Genomic DNA, 23,742 nt, shown 5'->3' on the forward strand with positions numbered 1-23,742 from the left:
AGGATTCAGCTATGCTTAAAACACGCACATATTATATTTTACTAGTAATGTTTCTGTTTTCTTGTGCATTACAAGCACAGGTTTTTCCGGTAAATGTTACTCCTCAAATAATACCCCCATATAGTTTAAAACTATCAGAGTATAATACAGCTTCATCAGATAAATTAATACTTAATTTACTACTAACCGATATAACAGAATCGAATAGACAAGTGCGTTTAAAATTCTTTGTAGAGAATAATGCAGGTTTGTCTATCCAAAGTAATGATGTAGTGATCGGTGCTAATCCGATTTTCCTGGACGGTGGAGTACCGTTGCGATTAACCAATATAGATCTACAGCCTTATTTTGCACTTCAGAATTTAATAGGAATTAACCCTCAACAATATAGTGTGCCTTTATCAGAAGGCTTGTATCGCTTTTGTTTTGAAGTATATGATGCACAATCTGGGCAACAGATTTCTCGTAAAAGCTGTGCTACGGTTTATTTAGTTCTTAATGATCCTCCATTTTTAAATCTACCTAATCGAGGAGAACAAGTATTAATGAGAGAACCTCAAAATGTCATTTTTCAGTGGACTCCGCGCCACCTTAATGCAACAAATGTAGAATATGAGTTTACATTAGCAGAGATATGGGATAATCAAATGGATCCGCAAGCTGCATTTTTGGCAAGTCGTCCATTGTATCAAACCAATACTTTTGCTACTACTTTGTTATATGGTCCTGCAGAAACTTCTTTACTACCCGATAAAACTTATGGGTGGAGAGTACGGGCCATGGTAAGCGACGGGATTAGTGAAACATCGGTGTTTAAAAATGATGGGTATAGTGAAATTTATTACTTTACCTATACCGGTAAATGTGCAGAGCCAGAATATATATTGGCAGAAGCAAAAAATACAACTAGCGAAAAGATTTTATGGCAAGGTGTAGATCACTTGAGATATAATGTGCAATATCGTAAGAAGGATACAGAAAATGCGATTTGGTTTGAAGGAGGCACTATTAATGAGTATACAACTATTTATAATCTGGAACCGGGAACAACCTATGAGTTTAGAGTTGGAGGACAATGCCTGGATAATGGACCGTTTACCTATTCTCAAATCTATGAGTTTACTACCATACTGGCAGATGATAAAGAATCAACTTATAACTGTGGTATTACGCCCGAGATTGTTATTACCAATCAGGATCCTTTAGAAAGATTAGTTACAAACGAAGTATTTACAGCAGGAGATTTTCCGGTAACGGTAAAAGAGGTCAAAGGGACTAATGGATCTTTTTCAGGATGGGGATATATTGTTGTTCCGTATTTACAGGATACCAAGCTAAAAGTAAGCTTTGATAATATTAGTATTAATACAGATTATCAACTTTTAGAGGGGATTGTAGTTACAGATTATGATGAAAACTGGGAAGGAATAGAATCTGTTAATGATGTGACAGAGGTTTTTGAAGGAGATAATGATCTAGAAGCGGTACAGCTCGATTATGATATAACGATTAATGATATTAGAGTAAATGATGATGGTACCATAACCGTTACAGATCCCGTTACAGGGGCAATTTCTAAGTACCCTGGTGGAGATGATGTGGTTATTATTGACAGTAATGGCGATGTATACCATGTTGACGAAGATGGCAATATTAGACAGGGAGAACCATTGGCAGATGGTGGTGGTATTGATTCAGAAAACACTCCTGGAGTTGATGAAAATGGGGATGTCTCTCAACTTTCTGCAGAGGGTATCAAAGTAGAGTTTATAGCCGATAACAGTTATGCTTATGGGGTTGATGCAATACCAAATGGACAGGAAAAACAATTAGGAAAGTATTACGATCAAATAAAGGATGCAAAAGGTAAGCCATATGCTATTATCAATAAGGCAGTAGGAAATGGAGCTTCAGATAAGATAAAAGGAAAAGTGATTATTACCGATAGTAACGTATCGATTAAAGATCTTGTTATTAAAACAGCTAATGGTGAAAATGTTAAGTATGAAGTATCGGGAAGTAATGAGATTACGTTAGAACTTAATGGATATTATGCATTTGAACATGAAAATATATACGCTACTATACAGTCTAAGGATAATACAAAACAACAAACTATAGCGGGTGTGTTTTCTCTTTGGCATTTATCCAAAAAAGATATTAATGTAACCATCATACCAGTTGATGGAGTGTCATTACCAAGTAAATCAGAGCTTTCATCAAAAATCAATGCAATCTTTGGTAAAGCATCGGTTAATATTGACTTTACAATTGCTAGTGATTTTAAGGTAGATAAATCTCTTTACGGGGGTGATACAGTACAGATGGGTGATAGTGGTTTCTTTACCAACTATACAGAAGATCAAAATGCTATTATTAAGGCGTATAAATCAAGCATAACTACTTCTCGTAAATCCTATTATCTTTTTGTGTTTGGCAACAATATACAACCTAGCCGAAGTGGTGTTGCTGGCTTTATGCCGATTAAACGACAATTTGGATTTATATTTAATGGTAACCTTTCAAAAGAAGAGGAAGGCAAGGGTAATTTAGCAGGAACCATCTCTCATGAACTCGGCCATGGTGTTTTTGGATTAGAACATCCATTCACACAGTTGAAAACATCAAAAGGAGCTACCGATTGGCTTATGGATTATGGTAATGGAGTAAAATTATCACATTTAGATTGGGCACAAATTCATAACCCTGATTTTAAATTATATCCATTTCAGGATGATGAAGAGGGAGAGTTGTTTTCGGGATTTGATGGAGATGATGAATCTTTACATAAAATATTTCAAATTATAAGATATGCGTATGAGAATTCGAAAGAGGTTAATACACTAGACCCTTTTAGTACCTCTGTTTTTGGAAAAAAAGATAAAGTAGTTTATGGAAGATGGAAAGGAGATGGTATCTACGTATACATAGGAAATGGGGTTATGAAAGGAACAACACTTCAGGATCCAATAAAACGTACAGGAAAACTAATAACCGATAAAGTCAAAGAAGAACGATTTGCACTTCTTTTTAATAATGTAGAAATATATATTCCTAGAAGAACTTCTGGAGCTGATGGTAATGGTTTGAAAAGGTTAAAGGAATATCTTTTTCCAAAAGCTAAAACCGATATAAGCGATGATCTATCTGTAGTTTTAGAAATAGAAGAGCATCTTACTGGAGGAGTGTATTATGAATTAAACTTTAAAACCAAAGACGAAGACCATATTTTTAAATTTGAACATCATGATGAGGTAGAAAAGTTTTCTAATGCATTAAAAATTGAAAGAGATAAAGAGTATGTCGTTTCTAATAAGTCAGAGTATTCTAAACAAATAATTAAGTACCTCAATGATAATTTTAACTCAGAGGCCTATGGAGATCCTGATTGCGATAATATAGATACATATTTTTCTGAAATACCTTCAGATTATTTAACAGTAGCTAATAATACGACAAATTTTAATTATGAGCATTTATGGAGGGTTTTAGATTGGTTATTAAATTGCTCTGTAAACGATACAGGAGTCTCTGAAGAAGACGCAGTAATAGCGGTGGTAGAAGCCTTGGGAAGAGCTGATGGAGATAAGTTTCTTAAAGAAATACGATCGAGAAAAATTAATGGCAATAGTGCTTTTAGAGAACTTTATGATGATATAGATAATTGGGGAGGTAAGGACAATTTTACTAAGATTATTAATATTCTATATAATATTTGGAAAAAATCAGAATTTGCATTAAAACCTGTCCATGATGTACCATATACAAGCGATAAAGACGGTGTTTTTTTTAGTAGTCCTTATGAAGTTGATTTTGTAGATGAAACCTCAATTAAATTAGTGAAAAATAGTTTAGATATTGAAGCAACAGTACAAAATGAAGAAATAACGTATAAGCAAGAAGACATTGGAATATATCATATTTATACTCCCATACGATTGACAAAATATGATAAAATAGCAAAGCCAGGTTTTAGTATAAAATCGGTAGCTGTTCCAATGTTTATTCTTAAGGCTATCGATGAGAACTATAGTACTAATAATATTGATCAAGGTGTCAATCTCGCATTTGAAGTTGCTTTAACATTTTCTGGTATAGGAAATATCACCAAGCTAAGGCATCTTAAACAACTTGGTAAACTAGATAATTTGGTTGATGGGTTGCAAGGAGTAGATGCCATGGTAGGGGCATTGAATTTGATTCTAAAATATTCTGATGCGTGCGGCAAAGATCCTACAGCCAATAAACCTCCAAATAACAAAGATGAAATGAATTATTGCCAAATGTTAAGTGTTTTTGGTGATGTGTTGGGGCTAGGAAACGCGGCTATAGATCTGGGAAAAAGAAGTACAGAAATAGCTGATCTTGCACGAAAAATGAATAAGAAATTAGATGAAGATCCTAATTTTATACATAAGATTACCACAGCAGATAGAAATAAACTATTAGAATATTTAAGAAAAATTGCGGGTGATATTGGTGATAATGTTGACTTGAAATTATTAACAGATATTTATAATGATGGTACATTAAAAACTGTTCTAAACAATTTTGAAAATGTAAAATTAGGAATTTCTACAGTTGAAACTTTATTGAAATACTCAGAAGGTTGTAAATCGAGTGAAACTTGTAAAGAGGTATTAACATATCTTGGCTATGTGCAAACAGCGATAAAAGCAAAAACACTAACAAATGTAGTACGAACACGATTAAAAGAATCGTCGGCGGGGTTATCAAATAAAATAAAAAATGATCCTGAAATATATAAAGACGCCCCAGATAAGAGAAAGAAACTAATTGAATCTGCTGAGATTTCAGAAGGAATTAGAATTCCAACGTTAAAAACTGTTTTATCTGATTTACCTGAGAATAAACATCAAAATATTAAACGACTGTATGACAATGCATCACCTGATAAAAAGGCGAGCCTTGAGAAATCATGGGTAATATTAGAACCTTTTAGGAATGTTCGTTTTGCAAATGATGGTAAAAACCTGGAGATTCTTGCTAAAACTCATAATCGCTTTGTTTATAATAAAAAAGAATCATTTGAAGGGTTAAAGGCTCTTATGGTAGAAGGATCTACTGCTAATAAACAAAAATTAATTGATGGGCTCGAAGAAGCAAATAAGATATTTGATTCTAAATTAGAGTTACCAATTAAGTTTTCTGGAATCAAAAAAGGGGATGTAATAATTACCACTATAATAAACGGAAAAAATCAAGAAATAGCTCGTATTGATAAAAATGGAATCCTTGTTAAGAAAAAATTTCTAGATGAAGCAGATGGAGCAGAAGTTGCAGGCAAATATAAAGAGTATGTAATTTTAAGAAAAGGAAATGAAATTGGGTTTGAGAGATCTAGTAATGTACCAAATAATGCAAAATACAATGCATCAGTTATTAATTCTTTAAAAAATGGATTTTCTGATGATATAGCTTCAATTGTAAATAAACATGGGATAAGTGTAGAAAATTTTCAAAAAATCTATCAGAAAATGAAATTTCATCAATTAAAACCTAAGGATCAGGATTTAATAATGAAGATTAGGAATTCTATACCCATGCCAGATGAAAATACAATACTACAAAAAGTTATCCCTAAAGATGATTTGAATAAATATTTAAAGATAGGAGGTTATACCAAAGTAGGAGGTTTTATTACGAGAGCAAAAGATGCTAAACATCTAAAAACTTATGAAGATATTTTCCATGGGATGAGACTTGATTATGAAGGTTCGAAATTTAATCTCTCGGATGGTTATTGCATAATTATAAGATACAAAGCAAAAAAACCAAACATAGCAATACCTATAGGTGCTGGACAACCATACCCTTATACAGGAAATGGACTCACATCTGGAAACAATGGTAGATTAGGAGTTCCTGAATTAAAATCCTCTTTAGAGACGCCGGATGATGGTGCTGGAATGTTTAAACAAGACTCAGAAGGAGTAGAAACATTAATAGCTGTTTTTAACGCAAGTGAAAATAGATTTATTAAAGTAGAAGAATGATAATATGAAGTGGGAGTGTATTGAAATTATGAAGGATATTAATAAGAACATAAAAGATGAAAAAAGTACTAGCAATAGTTAAGTGTACTTAATAAAGAGAGAAAAATAATCTTATTTATGTTATAAGAGAATTGTGGGGAAATTTAATATAAAATCATTTTTGAGTACACCAAGTAAAATAAAGTTTTTGAATAAGCTGTTATTCGTGTTTTTGGTATTCCCTTTTTTATCTATTGCACAAACATTGGATTATGAAACGATCACTCAGAGTAAGCCACTAAAAGTAAGTGGCCAGGTTTCTGCCAGTGGTGTGTATTACAGTTCGAATCAAAATAATAGCAGAGAACCCTTTACTTATTTTTTGCAAGGAGCACTTAATATCAATATTTATAGTTTTTCATTACCAATATCCTATAGTTTTTCTAATCAGGGAGATAATTTAGGTTATCAATTACCCTTTGATTTTAATCGTATTAGCTTGCATCCTAAATACAAATGGGTTACCGGTCATATTGGTAATATAAGTATGACTTTTTCTCCCTATACTTTAAGTGGTCATCAGTTTACAGGTGGTGGTATAGATCTTACTCCCCCAGGAGCCTTCAAAATCAGTGCTATGAGTGGTCGTTTACTAAAAGCTGTAGAGGATAATGAAGATGCCAGAACTATTCCTTCATATAGCCGTATGGGATATGGATTAAAAACGAGTTTTGAAAAAGAACGTTATAAAATAGGCGTTATAGGTTTTTATGCCAAAGATGATCAAAATTCTATTGATTCTATCCCCGAAGCCAAAGGCGTATTACCCCAGGAAAACCTGGTAGTAAGTATAGAAGGAGAGGTTAAATTAGGTAGAAGTTTTAGTCTTCAGGCCGAATATGCTGCTACGGCAATCACCAAAGATACCCGAGCCGAAGAGGTTGATAATACTGAAATCTCTCCGATTGCTACTATTTTTAATAACCGTGCATCTACAGAATATTATACGGCTATAAAAACCCGTTTGGGGTATGGTGTAGGACGAGTAAATCTTGGTTTGGGATACGAACGTATCGAACCTGGATATGAAACTCTGGGAGCATATTATTTTAATAATGATTTTGAAAACATCACCTTAGATGCCTCTAATACGTTTTTTAAGGACAGATTAAGCTTAGCTCTTAATATTGGGTATCAAAGAGATGACCTGGATAACCTAAAAGCCAATAACACCAATCGTACGGTGGGTTCCTTAAATGCAACCCTTTCTGTATCAGATAGGTTGAATATTTCTGGTATGTACTCTAACTTTAGTACGTTTACCAATATCAAACCTAATCAGTTTGATGAGATTAATGATGCCGATCTTTTGGATGAACAGATAGAAGAGTTAGATTACAAGCAATTATCACAAACGGCTACTTTAACGATCAACTATGTGCTTTCAGGAAAAAAGACCTCTCGCCAGAATCTCACAATGAATTATGCACTTAATGATGTTTCAAATGAACAAGGAGGAGTAGTAAGACTTGGAGATGCTTCTACTTTTCATAATATGAATTTGGGTCATACGATAGATTTTTCAGAAAGGAACCTAAATATAAGTACATCGGTTAATGGTACTTATAACACCATTGGCAGAGAAGAAGCAACGACTTGGGGTCCTACGGTAAGTGTTGGTAAGCGATATTTTAAAAAAACATTGAACACCCGACTTTCTGCAGGATATAATAGTTCTAGTAGTCTTACATCTAAAACAAATGTTACGAATCTACGAGGAGCAGTGACGTATACTTTAAAAGAGAGACATAATTTTAATCTTAATGCCGTACAGTTATTTAGAAGTGGCGGTAATAATGGACAATTAAGTGAATTTACGGCTACCTTTAGTTATAATTATGCATTTGGATTAAAGAAGCCTAAAATTAATTTCAATAAGAAACCCAAGAAAGCTAAAAAGCCAAGAGAAACGAATGATTCTATCAAGATTCATTATAGGAAGTATCGTTATGAAGGACTCCCTATAGATATCACTCCAGAGCTATTAGCACTACCAGAGAAAGAAGGCTTTGCTCATCTTATCAAAGATAAACGAGGTAAGTTAAGTGATCTTGGGGAACAACTTGTAGAAACCGAACAAAAAGATAAACGAGTATACAAGGAGGTGGCTATCAGTTACCTTAAGGCGATGAATCTTTATTTTGATTTTGCAGCGTTTTACAATGAGAAAATATATGAATCCTATTTAAAACTGGTTGATGAAGCACAGGATATTGATCGCCAGATCCGAGATGAGTTTACGTTGCTAAGTGCAAGAATCAATAGTGCCGAAGAAAAAAACCAGGAAGACCTGGATAGACAGAAAGTATTAGAGAAGCGATATGAATCACATACCGAACTTTTACAATCTTTATTAAAATGGGATTTAAAACCAGAAGATATCGAATATCCAGAAGGAGATATTAAAGCACTAAAAAGACGCAATGCCTCAAAAGTGTTCTCTATGTATCAGAATGAGAAACCAGAAAGAGATATTGTAAAGTTTATCGAAATACGATTGGCAGATGTATTTCATAAACTATTAAAAGAAGAATAGTTTTCTTCTAGTCTTAATCTTATGTTGAAATTTCCTTGTACTTAGATAACAATTACTCATTTTTATAAAATATATTTAGAATATAACTGAAATACATTTCTAAGTTTAAAAAACCGTCACTAATTTAAAGGTATTCGTCACAAAATGTAAATTACTCTTCATTTTCTCTACGACTGAAGATAAGTTTGTACTCATAAACTATAATTAATTTACTGATAACACATAGTCAATTTACTGGTGATGTATAGTATTTTTTGTGAGATACTAATTTCTTTAATTAAAATATAATAGAGACTTTACCTCATGCATTGGAGTATTTTTAAATTACTAGTTCACAAATAATATACACCCAAGTATGTATTGTGAACTAGTATAATCAATGACAGTACTTAAATGTTTTTAAACTATAGTTTTTGCGTGAATTAGTTAATACTGATTTTTATTAGGAGTCAGATGACTCGCTTAAATTATATTTTATGAAATGCCCCTTGATCTTATTATTGTGGATTGCTCCAATACTATGTTATGCTCATGATCATGAAAAGGACTCATTACTGGTTAAAAAAGAAAGATCATCATTAGATAATCAGTTTGTTTCAAATTTTTATCAATTTCCTGAACTCGATAAAAACTTTCCTGTCAAAAAATCCATTACTATTTCTTCTGCACCAGAATTTACTACAGAAAGTATTCAAAGAGAATATGGGACTCCGGGTACTTGGGCTAATGATAACAGATTAAAAGCCAAGGCTAGTTTTGAGAAAATAGAGACAGAAGACAAGTGGATTTCTTCCTTTTCGAATACCCACTTGGATGCTTTACCAGTTGGAGTCAAGCATACAATAAGTGAAATAGAATACCAACTGGGGTTTGTAAAAGCAAAATTCTATAAAGAATATACAGAACTTACAGTATTTGTAAAGGTTGTTTTACCACAATCTGATGATAAAGGTGATCCTATAGAACTTTTTTTTGGAGCAGATAATGTAAAACTTTCTCATGAAGGAGGAATAATAGGGGACGCCAATTTGGTATTACTAGGAGATATATTTATTCCTTTTAATGGAGGGAATTGGATGCTTTTTTTAAAAGGAGGTTTAGATTTTAAAACAGGAAATGTTCAAAACAAAACTTTTGCCACAATTAATTGTGATGGAGTTAAGGAAATGGGAATCGAAGGAGGTATTGAGTTTTCGAGAAATCTTTTACTACCAGTAGGAGAGAATGGAGAAACTTTACCAAAAACAAGACCCTGGCCCAATGGTAATAAAACATCAATGGTACCTAATCGGGTACGAGGAGATTTTAAAGCAGTTGCTTCAAACTGGAATGATCTTGTTGTAGGAGTAGGAATTACCCCTTTTGTCTTGGCAAATCATGAAGATGGATTTATGTTTTCTGTTAGTAAAGCTATTCTTGATTTTAGTGATCTAAGAACTCCGGATGTTTCTTTTCCTGGATATTATCATGAAAATGGATTGTTATTGCCAAATCGAGAATCATGGAGAGGGGTATATATAGAATCTATAGAAGTAGGGATGCCAGAAGCATTTAAAACAACGAATAGTGTTTCTAAAAATAAGAGAGTGACTTTTGAGGCAGCTAATCTTATTATTGATAGCCATGGAGTTTCTGGAGAATTTTCGATAAAAAATATAATTCCGTTAGAAACCGGAATTACCTCTTCACAAAATGCCTGGGCATATTCTGTAGATGAATTGGGGGTAGTCTATGCAGCAAACAATTTCATGGGTGCCAAGTTTGCAGGAAGCATAAGACTACCCACTTCTGGTGTCAAAGACAAAGGATTGAAATACAAAGGTATTATTACTGATGAAGAGTATATGATGGCAGTATCTCCCGTAGAAACCGTTAGTTTTGATATTCTTCAAGCCAAAGTGCAGTTACTTCCAAATTCTGGAGTATTAATGAGAGTAAAAAACAGTGATGATCAAGGAAATGATACCGAAACAGAAGGAGCAACACCAAATAATAAGAAGGAATTTTTTATGCAGGCCAGACTTAATGGAAGAATGGCCATTTCTGCTAGTCAAAAACAATCCATACTGGATGAAGGAAAGAAAGTTGATGATGATATTGTGAAATTTAAGGGAATTACTTTTGAAAACTTGGTTTTGCAAACCGAAAGCCCGCTCATTAGTGTTAAATATTTTGGTTACGAAGATCAGGTTAAAGTAGCAGGGTTTCCCGTGTCTATAGACAGAATAGGGGTTGTAGCACAAGATCGGGAGATTGGGGTAAAGTTTGATATTGGCGTATCGCTAATGAAAGATGCATTTGCAGCAAAAGGAGGAGTAGGGATTTTTGCAAAGCAGAAACAAGTTCCTGCAGGTTCAGAGAATAGTAAAGAAGACAATCGATATAAGCAACGATGGCAATATGACCGCTTAGAATTATCCAGAATGATTGTAAAGGCTAATATGGGAGCCATAGCTTTTGAAGGCGCCCTTGATCTTATGGATAATGACCCCATATATGGTGATGGATTTAAGGCCAAAGTAAAAGCAACATTTTTTAAAAAAGAAGGTAGTGAAGGAAGTGATAAAGGAATCTCTTGCGCCGCGATTTTTGGTAAAACAAGAACCAAACAAAATGTAGAAGTTACTAATGAGGAAACAGAAACTAAAGAAACAGTTACTACAGAAGGATATAGGTATTGGTATATAGACGCAGCAGTTACAGGGTTGAAGATTCCCGTATTTCCAGGCCTTAATATAACAGGATTTGCAGGAGGGGCATTTTATAAAATGTCTAGAAAACCAGAAGGGAGTATTTCAGAATTCTCACCATCAGGACTTACCTATATCCCTGATAATAAAACACTTTTAGGAGTTAAAGCAATGGTGTTTGGTGCAATGCCTGATGAAAAAGCGATGAGTGTTAGTGCAGGGTTCGAAATTGATTTCAATAAGAATTATGGTGTTAATAGATTAGGGTTCTTTGGAGAAGTTCAGGCAATGAAAGCGTTTGATTTTCCAAATCCAATGGGTAAAATAACAGGGAAACTTCAGGGATTAGCAAACAGTGAATCTCTTGGAAACAAAGTTGTAAAAACGTTTTCTGAAAAAGCAGATTCTGAATACCCTTCTGAAATTACAGGACAAGCAGGAGTCAATGCCAAAGTAGGAATGCAATATGATTTTACCAATAATACTTTTCATGCAGACATGGATTTATATGTTAATGTAGCAGGAGGACTTGTTCAAGGAAGAGCTTCTAAAGGTCGTGCAGGATGGGGAGTAATTCATATCTCCCCAGATGAATGGTATGTACATATGGGAACACCTACTGATCGTTTGGGGCTAAAAATGGGAGTAGGTCCTGTTTCTGTTGAAAGTGGCGGGTATTTTATGATGGGTGATGGCTTGCCAGGAAGCCCACCGCCACCCTCAGAAGTCGCAACAATGTTAGGTGTGGATGTAGATAAATTAGATTATATGAGGGATGAAAACTCATTAAAATCAGGAAAAGGACTTGCTTTTGGATCAGATTTTAAAATTGATACCGGAGATATTAGCTTTTTATTGCTGTATGCACGTTTTCGGGCAGGTCTGGGGTTTGATATCATGCTTAAAGACTATCAGCAAGCTATGTGCGTAAATACAGGAGATCAGGTAGGAATTAATGGGTGGTATGCTAACGGGCAGGCCTATGCCTATCTACAGGGAGAATTAGGAATTAAGGTAAAACTATTTGCGGTTAGTAAAAAAGTGCCTATTATTCAAGGAGGCGCTGCTATTCTTATGCAAGCAAAAGGACCAAATCCATTCTGGATGCGCGGATACGCTGCCGGATATTATGACCTCTTGGGTGGGGCCGTAAAAGGAGCCTATAGATTTAAGGTAGAAGTGGGCGAGATGTGCGAATTTCAGGATGATACTCCTGTCGGAGATATCAAAATGATCAGTGATCTTACTCCAGCTGATAATGACCAAAATGTGGATGTATTTATGGCACCACAGGCAACGTTTGTAATGAAAGTAGGAGAACCCATTACCATTTCAGAAAATGGAGGAGATAAAACGTATAAGATACTACTGGATAAATTTATGGTGACCGATGAATCCGGGAAAGCAACACCTGGAAAACTTGAATGGGCACATACCAAGGATCGAGTAACTTTTATGCCAGATGATATTTTACCTCCGGAAACCAGATTAAAAGCAATAGTAGAAATCAGTTTTCAGGAAAAAATAAGTGGAGTATATCGTGATGTTATGCTAAATGGAAAAAAAGCGCTGGAAACTCTTGAAAGAAGCTTTACCACTGCGACTGCACCAGATTATATACCATTAAATAACATTAAGTATTCCTATCCTGTTGTGAACCAAAAGCAATTTTATAAAGGAGAATCTACCAGTGGGTATATACAATTACAAAAAGGGCAGGATTATCTTTTTGATAATTCACAATGGAAAAGTACAGTGAAATTTATAGATCAAAACGGAAAATTATCACTAGCAAAATTCAATTATAATACTGCCGAAAATAAGGTGATGTATACATTACCTAAAGTAGATAAAGAAGCTACATACACAATGTCTATTGTTAGTACTTCTTTAGCTTCAGGAAATTCTTCAGAGGGAGCCGAAGTCACAGAAACTACGAATTATGATGAAGACAATACAATGGAAATCAAGAAAAATTCGGCAGCAAATGTATTGAAAGAAGGAGAAATAGAAAGAATTACCTATGAATTCAAAACTAGTAAATATAAAAAATTCACAGATAAAATAAAGGCAATATCAGTAACAAAAACTAATGCTGGAAAAGTAAGCTCTGATGTAATCTATTTATATAATGATGTGAATACCAACGAAGGGTTTGACCTGGCAGAGTTGATTGGAAATTCATATACAGGGAATGTGCCACTAGTATCTTATGAAGCTACGTTGACAGATACCTATTTTAAGACTGATATCAATCCTTTGGTCTATATGAATTACCCTGTTGCAGGAGCATATGCTATGAAAAATAGAGATGCAATATTATTAGGAACACCTCCCAAAAGAGCATTGCCGATAGAAAGTAAGTATTTGACAAGTTTGGAGTATAATGTAAATAAGAACCTGATACAAACTCATTTTCCATTTAGATATGATCTGCCACGAATATATAAACAGGATTTTGTAGACCTGAGAACTCAGGCACTTAGAGATTATACTGATGGCAAAATAGACGCTAACCATCCGGCAATGCGAATAACAGAAGGCGAATATCTTTTTATGCGATATGGAAAATATGAAGTTATATTAAAATATATGCTCCCCGGAGGAATTCAAGGATCACAAGCTAAAATTGATTTCAAGAACCCATTAAAATATAGGATGTAATGCGCAAGATATCCATTCTTTTATTTCTTGGTATTGGTTTGATGAATACTTGGATGTATGCTCAGGATTCTATCCCTTCAGTAAAAGTGATCTCCCGTATTGATGATGATAAGATTATGCTAAGGTGGGCTGCCTCAAATCCTCAGACCTGGCAAAAAGCCAATGCATACGGGTATACCATAGAACGCTTTACCATAAAGAGAAATGGAGTGAAATTACCTCACCCAGAAAAAAAGATACTAACATCAACTCCTATATTGCCAAATCCTCTGGAAACCTGGGAAAGTTTTATAGAAACTAATGATTATGCTGCGATTATTGCACAGGCACTTTATGGAGAAGATTTTGAGGCAGGCAATATGCAGGAAGGAAATTTTGCACGCATTGTAAATAAAGCTAAAGAAATTGAACAACGTTTTGCTTTTGCTCTACTAGCTGCAGATATGGACTTTGAAATCGCTAAAAAAGCAGGTTTGGGTTTTGAAGATACTACAGTCAATGAAGGAGAAGTATATTTTTATAGTGTGAAAACTGCGATTCCTGAAGGAATACTTGTTGTTGAGTCAGGTACAGTATATGCAGATTTTTCAAAGAAAAGTGAATTGCCTACACCTATTGATCTTATCGCAGTTGGACAAGAGAAAAGTATTTTATTAACCTGGGAATATGAAATGTTTAAAACAGTATTCACTTCCTATTTTGTGGAACGGTCTGATGATGGAACCGATTTTGAAAGACTAGGGGATACTCCATTAGTAAATATGAATGGAAAGCCAGGAACTCCCAGGAGGATGTATTATGCGGATACTCTTTCTCAAAACAATAAAACCTATCACTATAGAGTAGTCGGGATTTCTCCTTTTGGAAAACACAGTCCTCCTTCAGAAATTGTTACTGGACAGGGAATCAAAAAACTAGAGGTAACCCCACATATCTCTAAAACAGAATTTGATGCTTCTGGAGCGATACAGGTATATTGGGATTTTGAAAAAGTAGCAGAATCCGAAATTACAGGATTTGAACTCAATTGGGCATCACAGGAAAAAGGACCATATACTGTAGTCAAAAAGAACATACAACCTCATGCCAGGCAAACTACTTTTAATGAAGTAGATCCATCTAACTACTTTACAGTATCGGCTATAGGTAAAAATAATCAAAAAACCACTTCTTTTGCTGCATTCGCGCAAACTATAGATAGTATTCCACCCCATAATCCTGTGGGATTAACAGGAACTGTAGATACGTTGGGGGTCGTAAAATTGCAATGGACAGCCAATACAGAACGAGATATATTAGGATATCGAATATTTAAAGGAAATCTTGAAAAAGAAGAATTGGTACAGATCACAGTATCTCCCGTCTTAAAAACAACATACACAGATACTGTACAGGTAAAATCTTTAAATAAAAAAGTGTTTTATCAGGTAGCTGCCGTAGATAGACGATATAATATGTCTAAGTATTCAGAAAAGATAACACTAAAGAAGCCAGACATAGTACCTCCTTCGTCCCCTATTTTTTCGACTTATGAAGTAAAAGAAGACGGTGTATATCTATACTGGATCAATAGCAGTAGTAATGATGTATCTGGTCATCGATTATATCGCAAGCATATCGCAGAAGCAAATAAGGGCTGGAAGTTGATTTTTAAAACCGATACCATAACCTCCTATACCGATGCTAATGCCAAATCAGGAGAACACTATCAATACGCCATATTTGCCATAGATGAATCAGGGTTACAATCATCCCCATCTACTCCATTAACGATAACTATGCAACGTAATGCTCCACAACAAGTGGTAAAAAATTTTAAGGGGGTAGTCGATAGATTGATAGAGAAGATCGATCTATCATGGAAAATTACAGGCGAACAAGTCTCTGAGGTCTGGATTTATAAAAATGTAAAAAGTAGTATGCCTGTTCTTTGGAAACAATTACCCACCAGTATCACCAGGATTACAGATACCCATGTGAGCCCCAATACAGAATATACATACTTGTTAAAAGCAATACTCAAAAAGGGATACAGTACCCTGGAAACTGTGAATATAACATATTAACTCATGAAAAACGTAATAGTAATACTTGCGATATTAATGACTTCGATGTCCTATGGACAAAAGCATATAGCTACCATAACAGGGCATTTGGGAGGGAATAATGATAATGTGGGACTATACTATAGAATTACTATGGGAGGTAAAACAATAGCTACCAATAGTATATCAGGAGGAATATCAATTGAGGTAGATGTACAAAACAAAGAAATAGAAGCGTCTGCAGATGAGATATACATTTTCCTTAGCTGGCAGGGAACTTTTGATGGTACAGGAAAACCTGGTTCTGCAGAAGGTACATTAAAAATTTCTAGTTGTTATCAGGCTAGTAATCTTACGATACCTCTAAAAGATTTAGGTAACGGAATTGGAGGATATGCTCGACTGGATATCAATATTCGTCCTGAAATCAAAATTCTTCCTCCAGATGATAATGAATATTTTTTACCTCTTGATCAGAAAGTAATCATAAAAGCACCAGAAGGGTTCTCTTCTGATGTATATAATTGGGAATATAAGTTGGAAGATAGTAACTGGGCTACTATTAAAACTACTCACAATGGGCGATATATTTTGGGTGAAGACGAAAATGGAGCTAGTGCATTAGATCTTTTTCCCAGTGCCCAGAATTTTCTGGGAGAAAATGTAAGATTCAGAATTAAATATTGTGGTGATAGATATACTCCCGAAGTTATTTATCGGGTAGTGCCCTCTGCACCAACTTTTACAACCAAAGTAGAGACTAAAGCGGTTTGTTATGATGGTAAAGGACAGGTAGAATTTATTTTTTCGAGACCCTTATATCTCAACGAGAAAATATCAATACTGAAAAAAGACCCTGATGCAGGAGAAGAAGAGTATACAGATAATCTTACAACGAGTTCGCAGACTGAAAACATAGTAGTTTTTCAAGGAGCAAATAAAAATAGCTATACATTGGAAGATGTTCCTGTCGGTAAATATAAAATAGGAGTTTTAGGCTTTTACGGTGATTATAATACGTATGCAGGGTCAAAGGCTCACGACATACTTTTTAGTATAGATCGTCCTGATCCTGTAGTGTTTGGAGAGGAAATAGCGGTTACTCATATCAAATGTTTTGATGATACCAGTAACGGTTCGGTTACATTGTTATTATCCGGAGGTTCTGGAAGTTATCAATTTCATTATAGGAATAAAGATGGTGGAGCCTGGAGTTCATGGTTAGATTATTCAAATGGAGTAGAAGACCTTGATGCAGGTACTTATGAGATTCAAATACGGGATAGTAATGGTTGTTTGGCACGAGAACAGATATTAGTTGGTGGAAAAATAGAATTAGGCGAAGTGATTACACGGGAAGCCACAATAACAAGACCTGAACCTATATCAGTGAATGTAGAGCTTTTGGAATCTCCTACTGCCAATGGTTTTAAAAATGCGAAGATCATGGCTACTATTAATGGAGGTACTCCTATTGATGGGAAACATTATACCTATACATGGATAGATAACTCAAACAACACAGAATTGACGACTTCTAGTGGTAGCTATAATGCAGGTCAAGGTTACCTTGTAAAACTACATAGTATTGGAGTAGGGAAATATACCATTACTGTTAGAGATGCTCATACCTGCGCACCTGTGACTGCAACTTTTGATATCACATATCAGCCAGATCCTTTGACAATCGTTTTTGAAGTTGAAGAAGCGATTTCCTGTTCGGGAGCTTCTGATGGTATTTTGAAAGCTACTGTTACCGGAGGAGTTCCTTTTAATACAGTTAGCCCTGATACGACTATATATCCAGAAGATGCAGAAGGTAATCTGTTACCCTACTTTTACTACTGGAAAGAAAAATTAGATGATAATACCTGGAAATCTTTTCCCAGTAATACAGGAAACACACTTAGAAGTTTGAAGAGTGGTACTTATTCCTTGAATGTTAAAGATAAGAATGGGATTTTTATAGCAGAATATGAAGCGATTCTTACACCGGTGACTACAAATTATATAATAAAGAATTTCAGAGATCAGGAGGTAGAATTATTAGAGCCAAAACCATTAGAACTAGCTATTGTTACAAAACCAATACGTTGTTTTGAAGGCACTGATGGTTCTGCCAGAGTAGAGAAAGTAACAGGAGGAACAGGAGGATATATTTATACATGGAAAAATAGTGATGGTATACCCATATCCAGCCAGGCTGCTGCCACAGGTTTATCTGCTGGAAACTATACAATAACTGTTACAGACGCAAATGGATGCACTATAGAAGACGTAGTAGATATCATACAACCCAAAGCATTATCAGTAACATTTGATACGACCAGAGCTACTTGTGGTGGATCAGATGGTTCTGCCACAGTACAGGTAAATGGCGGGACAGAAGGATATACCTATGTATGGAATACAGGAGAAACTACTCAAAAAATAGAAGGGCTAAAAGCAGATACATATACGGTAACGATTACAGACGCTAATGATTGTAAAATAACAGATACGATTGTTATACAAGAACCAGATCCAATTACTATAGAACGTATTGAAACCACCAGAACCAATTGCGGAGGCGCAATAGGTACTGCAGAAGTGGTCATGTCTGGGGACACAGCTCCATATACCTATCACTGGAGCACAGGAGCAATCACGCCAAAAATAGAGAATTTACCTTATGGAGAATATACTGTAACGGTAAAAGATAAAAACAATTGTATTGTAGAAGGTAGTACTATCATACAAGAACCCGATCCTATTGCTGTAGAACGTTTTGAAACCACATCAGGAACATGTGATGAACCCAATGGTGCAGCAAAAGTGATTATGTCTGGTGCCACAGGGCCATATACATATGAATGGAGTACGGGGGCAACTACTCAAGAGATTACCAATGTTCGGGCAGGTAAATATTTTGTGTTGGTTACAGATACCAATTATTGTACTACTACAGGAAAAGTGATCATTGAAGAAATTAGCGGGATTGAGATAGATGTTATTTCTCATGTAGACCCTCTATGTGCAACTAGTAAAGATGGTTCGATAACAGTATTACCCAAAGGGGGAACAGAACCATATACCTATATGTGGACCAAAAAAGGAACGTTTGAAGTCATTGCGACTTCAGCAGATATTAGTGGGTTACTATCAGGAACATATGTAGTAGAAGTAAATGATGCTATAGGATGCACAAAAGTGTACGAAGAGACATTGATTGCTCCCGAAGTTGTTGAGGTTGTCTTGGGTAATGACCTTTCAATTTGCAGGGGGCAATCTGTAGCATTTGATATCACTATCGATGATCCCAATGCAACCTATTCATGGGTTTCTGATACTGGGTATAGTAATAATACATCTACTGTAGAACTAATAGATTCGGGAACCTATACAGCTACTGTAACCACAGGAATAGGATGTGTAGGAACCGATGAGGTTGTAATTACAGTATCAGATAATCCAATAGATGCAGACTTTTTGTATTCTACGTATTCATTTTCAGACCAGCAGGTCGAAGTAATAAATACAAGTAATCCTATCGGAGAACGTATTGAGTGGACCGTTTCTGAAGGAGCAAATATTGTTGAAGAGACTAAAGAGAAAATCATTTTAAGTTTTGAAAAATCTGATATTCCTAAAACATACTATACCACATTAACTTCTTATAATAAAAATGAGGAGTGTTCTATATCCTTAACCAAACCTATCATAATAGAACCCGGAGAAGGCTTTTCTGAGGATCTCGGAAATGAAAAATTTATAGAAGAATTCTTAATATTCCCTAATGCAAATAATGGAAATTTTTCTATTAAAGTTAATCTGGCAGAACCATCAGATGTACGTGTGAAAATAATGAGCCTAATGTCTACAATGATAGATAAGCAAGAAGGGAAAGGAGCAGATAGTTATGAATTGAGGCACAACTTGAGCATAGCTCCAGGAATATATTTGGTTGTTTTAGAAACTTCTCATGGAGCAGAAACCAGAAAATTAGTGGTTGAGTAACAGATGATCTAACTCTAGCTCAAAATGATTGGTATGATAAAGAAAATACAACTATATAGTGTTGGATTAGTATTGATAAGCTGTGCTAAGGAAACCGCTATTCCTGTTACTGTCGACTTTGATTTTGAAGTAGCAAAAGATGATTATTCTGCGCCTGTAAAGATATTAATTAACAATAAGACAGAGGGAGCCGAAATGTATGAATGGCATTTTGAAGGAGGAGAACCATCTTCTTCAAATTCTCGTAATCCGGGAGTAATTAGTTATACTAATAAAGGAGAATATACCGTAGAGCTTATTGCCACTAATCAAGATGGCTCTAGTGATACCAAAAGCATCCCAATACAGGTAGATGAACCCATACATATTGGTTTTGAAATAACTAATACTGAAAATGATTTTTCACCGGCAGCATATACCTTTAAAAATCTCACTACCGGAGCAAGTCAATTTTATTGGACTTTTGAAGAAGGAGAACCCGAAATTTCTACAAAAAAAGATCCAGGAGAAATACTATTTAAAACACCAGGAGAACATAAGATTAGATTAGAAGCCAGTAGTGATCGGGAGAGTTATAATTTCGAAAAAACAATAACAGTATCCCCATATCTTGATGTTGATTTTACCTACACCGTAGCATATAACGATGATGATTATCAGGTACCAGTACATGTAAGTATAGAAAAAACAGCAATTAGTGCTACTACATATCGATGGGATTTCCCGGGAGCAATACCATCAATTTCTAATCAAGAAGATCCAGAGGAAATAGTATATACAATACCGGGAACATATACTATTGCAGTAACAGCTTCAAATGGTAAAGAAATTAAAACAATAACAAAAGAAATAGAAGTCTTTAAGAATACAAACCTTAGAACTTTTTCAGATGTTAAACTAGGAATTAATACAGCACACCTTAACCATACCATAGGTAGTTTTTATAGTATAGCAAATCGACGAGTATATACTGCCAATGAGATTGGTGATAAGGCAGCTACTACAATCGATTTAGTCTATTATGGGTTTAGTAATAGTTTTAGTACCAATCGATTTGCAAGCCCCGATGATCTTTCTGATACCACATTTCCTGATATCGAGAATGCAAAAAAAACAAAATTGATCAATTCACAAGAATCTTGTAATTGTAATGCATCACTTACAACGATACAATTTGATACTATGGAAGACGATATTTTATTTCAAAATTTAATAGTAGATGAAACCCCAGATGGATTAAAAGATTTTGATAACAGTAGTGTACCAAGGATTGTTTTGTTCCAAACAGAAGAAGGAAAGAAAGGGGCTATAAAAATCAAAAAATACGTAGAAGCAGGACAGGAATCTTACATTTTAGTTGATATAAAAGTACAGAAAGAAGCACAGTAATACTTAGATCAGTATAGAGAAAATTAGTTGAGGTTAAGAAAAAGAGGGATACAAAAGTTTATGAAAAAAATGATATCAAAAATGAGCAATGAATTTGGGTATTTACTGATATTTCTTGTAGTGTCATGGAATGCAGTTTCACAACAAAAACCTGTACAGGTTACATCTCAATTGATTCCTCCTTATAGTCTTAGGCTATCAGAATATGAAACGAATACTACAGAAAAACTAATTGTTAACTTATACCTTACTGATATTAATACATTTAACCGGCAGGTTCGTTTAAAGTTATATATAGAGAATAATGCGGGGTTATCGATCCAAAGTAGTGATGTCGTTATAGGAGCACCTTCTATTTTTTTAGATGGCGGTATCTCATTACGATTAAGTAATCTGGATTTACGTCCTTATTTTTCTCTTCAGAATCTAAGAGGGGTTACTCCACAACAATATAATACCCCTTTGCCAGAAGGTTTATACCGCTTCTGTTTTGAAGTATACGATATAAAATCAGGCCAACAACTTTCTCGCAAAAGTTGTGTTGCTGCATATCTGTTACTTAATGATCCTCCTTTTTTAAATCTCCCCAAACGAGACGAACAAGTAGTGATTCGGGATCCACAGAATATCATTTTTCAGTGGACTCCTCGTCATCTTAACGCTACTAATGTAGAGTATGAGTTTACGTTATCAGAATTATGGGATAATGGTATGAATCCCCAGGCTGCTTTTTTAGCAAGTCGTCCTATTTACCAAACAACTACCTATGCAACGACTTTACTATATGGTCCTGGTGAAACCATGCTATTACCCGATAAGAAATATGGATGGCGGGTTCGGGCTATTGTAAGTGATGGGATTACTAAAAGTGCAGTTTTTAAAAATGATGGCTATAGTGAGATTTTTCATTTCACTTATGCCGGGGATTGTGTAGACCCTCAATTTATAATGGCCAAAGGAGTTAGTCCAGTTCAGGAAAAAATTACCTGGCAGGGCGTACAACACAAGCAATATATTGTAGAATATCGTAAGAAAGATGTAGAAAATGCGGTATGGTTTGGTAGTGAGAGACCCATTTTAGAAGAAGCAACCACGATTTATAAACTAACCCCTGGTACTACGTATGAGTTTAGAGTAGGAGGGCAATGCCAGGAAAATGGCCCATACACCTATTCACAGATTTATGAATTTACAACCCAGATAGAAGATGGGGAGAGCACTTATAATTGCGGGATCACACCAGAGATCAAAATCGAAAACCAGAACCTCTTACCAGAGTTAGTATCAGGAGATACGTTTACGGCAGGAGATTTTCCTGTATTGGTTCATGAGGTCTCTGGTCGTAATGGAAATTTCACTGGGATGGGTTGGATTAAAATTCCTTATCTCAATGATATTAGTGTAGGTGTGGTTTTTAAAGGAATTGCTATCAATACCGATTATGAGTTAATCAAAGGAATGGTAGAGACTACCTACGATGTAACCTGGAGCAATGTTGACGATATTGGAGATGAGATAGAAATGATCAAAGAAATAACTTCAGTATTATCAGATAAACTGAATGCCTTGATTGATAAAATAAAAGATGGAAAACTTACAGGTAAAGACCTTGATGCACTGGTTGATAAATTAAAAGATGATTTACCCAACGATAAAATTAAAGAAGTTACAGATAAAATTAAAGAAATTAAAGACTTAGAAGAAGATTTGGCCAATGCAACAACAGAGAAAGAAAAAGAAAAAATAAAAGAACAAATTAAAGAATTGAATGAAGACTTGGCAGAGATTCTTGATGAAACTCAAAAAGAGGTAGAAGATTTAATTGTAAATGCCATAGGAAAATATTATAACCAGAACAAATCACAAGAAGAAGGTTTAGTTGCCGCTTATAACGTGATTTTTCCTCAGGAAATAACTGCAGTAGATACAGAGACTGCAAGTTTAGATTTTGAGTTCGAATTCGAGGGAGAAATAGTGATAGACCAAATTGCAGATGAAAAGAAAAAAGAATTCGGAGTTCAGGAAAAATACCATTTATATTTCCTTTCAAAAGTTTTATCAGAAAATAAAGACTTACTGCTAAGTTTTGTAAATAAAATAAAAGACAAGATAAACCTTCTTAATCTACTTAAACAATATCAGGATAATGGTGACTCTGATGTTGATATCGTTGATAAGCTAGCGGTTGAAGCAAAGAACGCTTTACAAACAGTTATAGATGAAGAAAAATATAAATACTTAAACTAAGTATTTATATGAGATAATGTAGGCATATGAAGATAGATGTTATAGGTTCAATATTTGGTTTTTACTATGAAAACAATAGGGTTTCAAAATACCAAAGCGTACAATTTTTAAAGAAATAA

At 34.8% G+C, this 23,742-nt stretch carries 7 protein-coding genes; all 7 read left to right on the plus strand.

All coding sequences use genetic code 11. From position 1 onward, the window contains the following. Positions 1-11: 11 nt before the first annotated feature. Positions 12-6,017: a hypothetical protein gene (locus NNH57_RS21710; protein WP_132065991.1), complete on the plus strand. Its 6,006-nt coding sequence runs from the start codon at positions 12-14 to the stop codon at positions 6,015-6,017. A 187-nt stretch (positions 6,018-6,204) separates the two neighbouring features. Further along, positions 6,205-8,592 (plus strand): hypothetical protein, encoded by a 2,388-nt coding sequence (locus NNH57_RS21715; RefSeq protein ID WP_254504240.1) that lies wholly within the window; start codon positions 6,205-6,207, stop codon positions 8,590-8,592. Between the two features lie 476 nt (positions 8,593-9,068). Continuing rightward, positions 9,069-13,946, plus strand: coding sequence for a hypothetical protein (locus NNH57_RS21720; protein WP_108809301.1), 4,878 nt, complete (start codon positions 9,069-9,071; stop codon positions 13,944-13,946). Continuing rightward, positions 13,946-16,012, plus strand: coding sequence for a fibronectin type III domain-containing protein (locus tag NNH57_RS21725; RefSeq protein ID WP_234423451.1), 2,067 nt, complete (start codon positions 13,946-13,948; stop codon positions 16,010-16,012). Before NNH57_RS21720 ends, NNH57_RS21725 begins: the two co-directional genes overlap by 1 nt. Before the next feature lie 3 nt (positions 16,013-16,015). Then, on the plus strand, positions 16,016-19,987 hold the full coding sequence (locus NNH57_RS21730) for a T9SS type A sorting domain-containing protein (protein WP_108809302.1): 3,972 nt from the start codon (positions 16,016-16,018) through the stop codon (positions 19,985-19,987). Between the two features lie 33 nt (positions 19,988-20,020). After that, on the plus strand, positions 20,021-21,376 hold the full coding sequence (locus NNH57_RS21735; protein ID WP_132066147.1) for a PKD domain-containing protein: 1,356 nt from the start codon (positions 20,021-20,023) through the stop codon (positions 21,374-21,376). A gap of 81 nt (positions 21,377-21,457) precedes the next feature. Continuing rightward, entirely contained in the window at positions 21,458-23,623 is a 2,166-nt protein-coding gene (locus NNH57_RS21740; protein WP_132066145.1) for a fibronectin type III domain-containing protein, read from the plus strand. Positions 23,624-23,742 lie beyond the last annotated feature (119 nt).

It is taken from the genome of Aquimarina spinulae (assembly GCF_943373825.1).
GTDB classification, from domain to species: Bacteria; Bacteroidota; Bacteroidia; order Flavobacteriales; family Flavobacteriaceae; genus Aquimarina; species Aquimarina spinulae.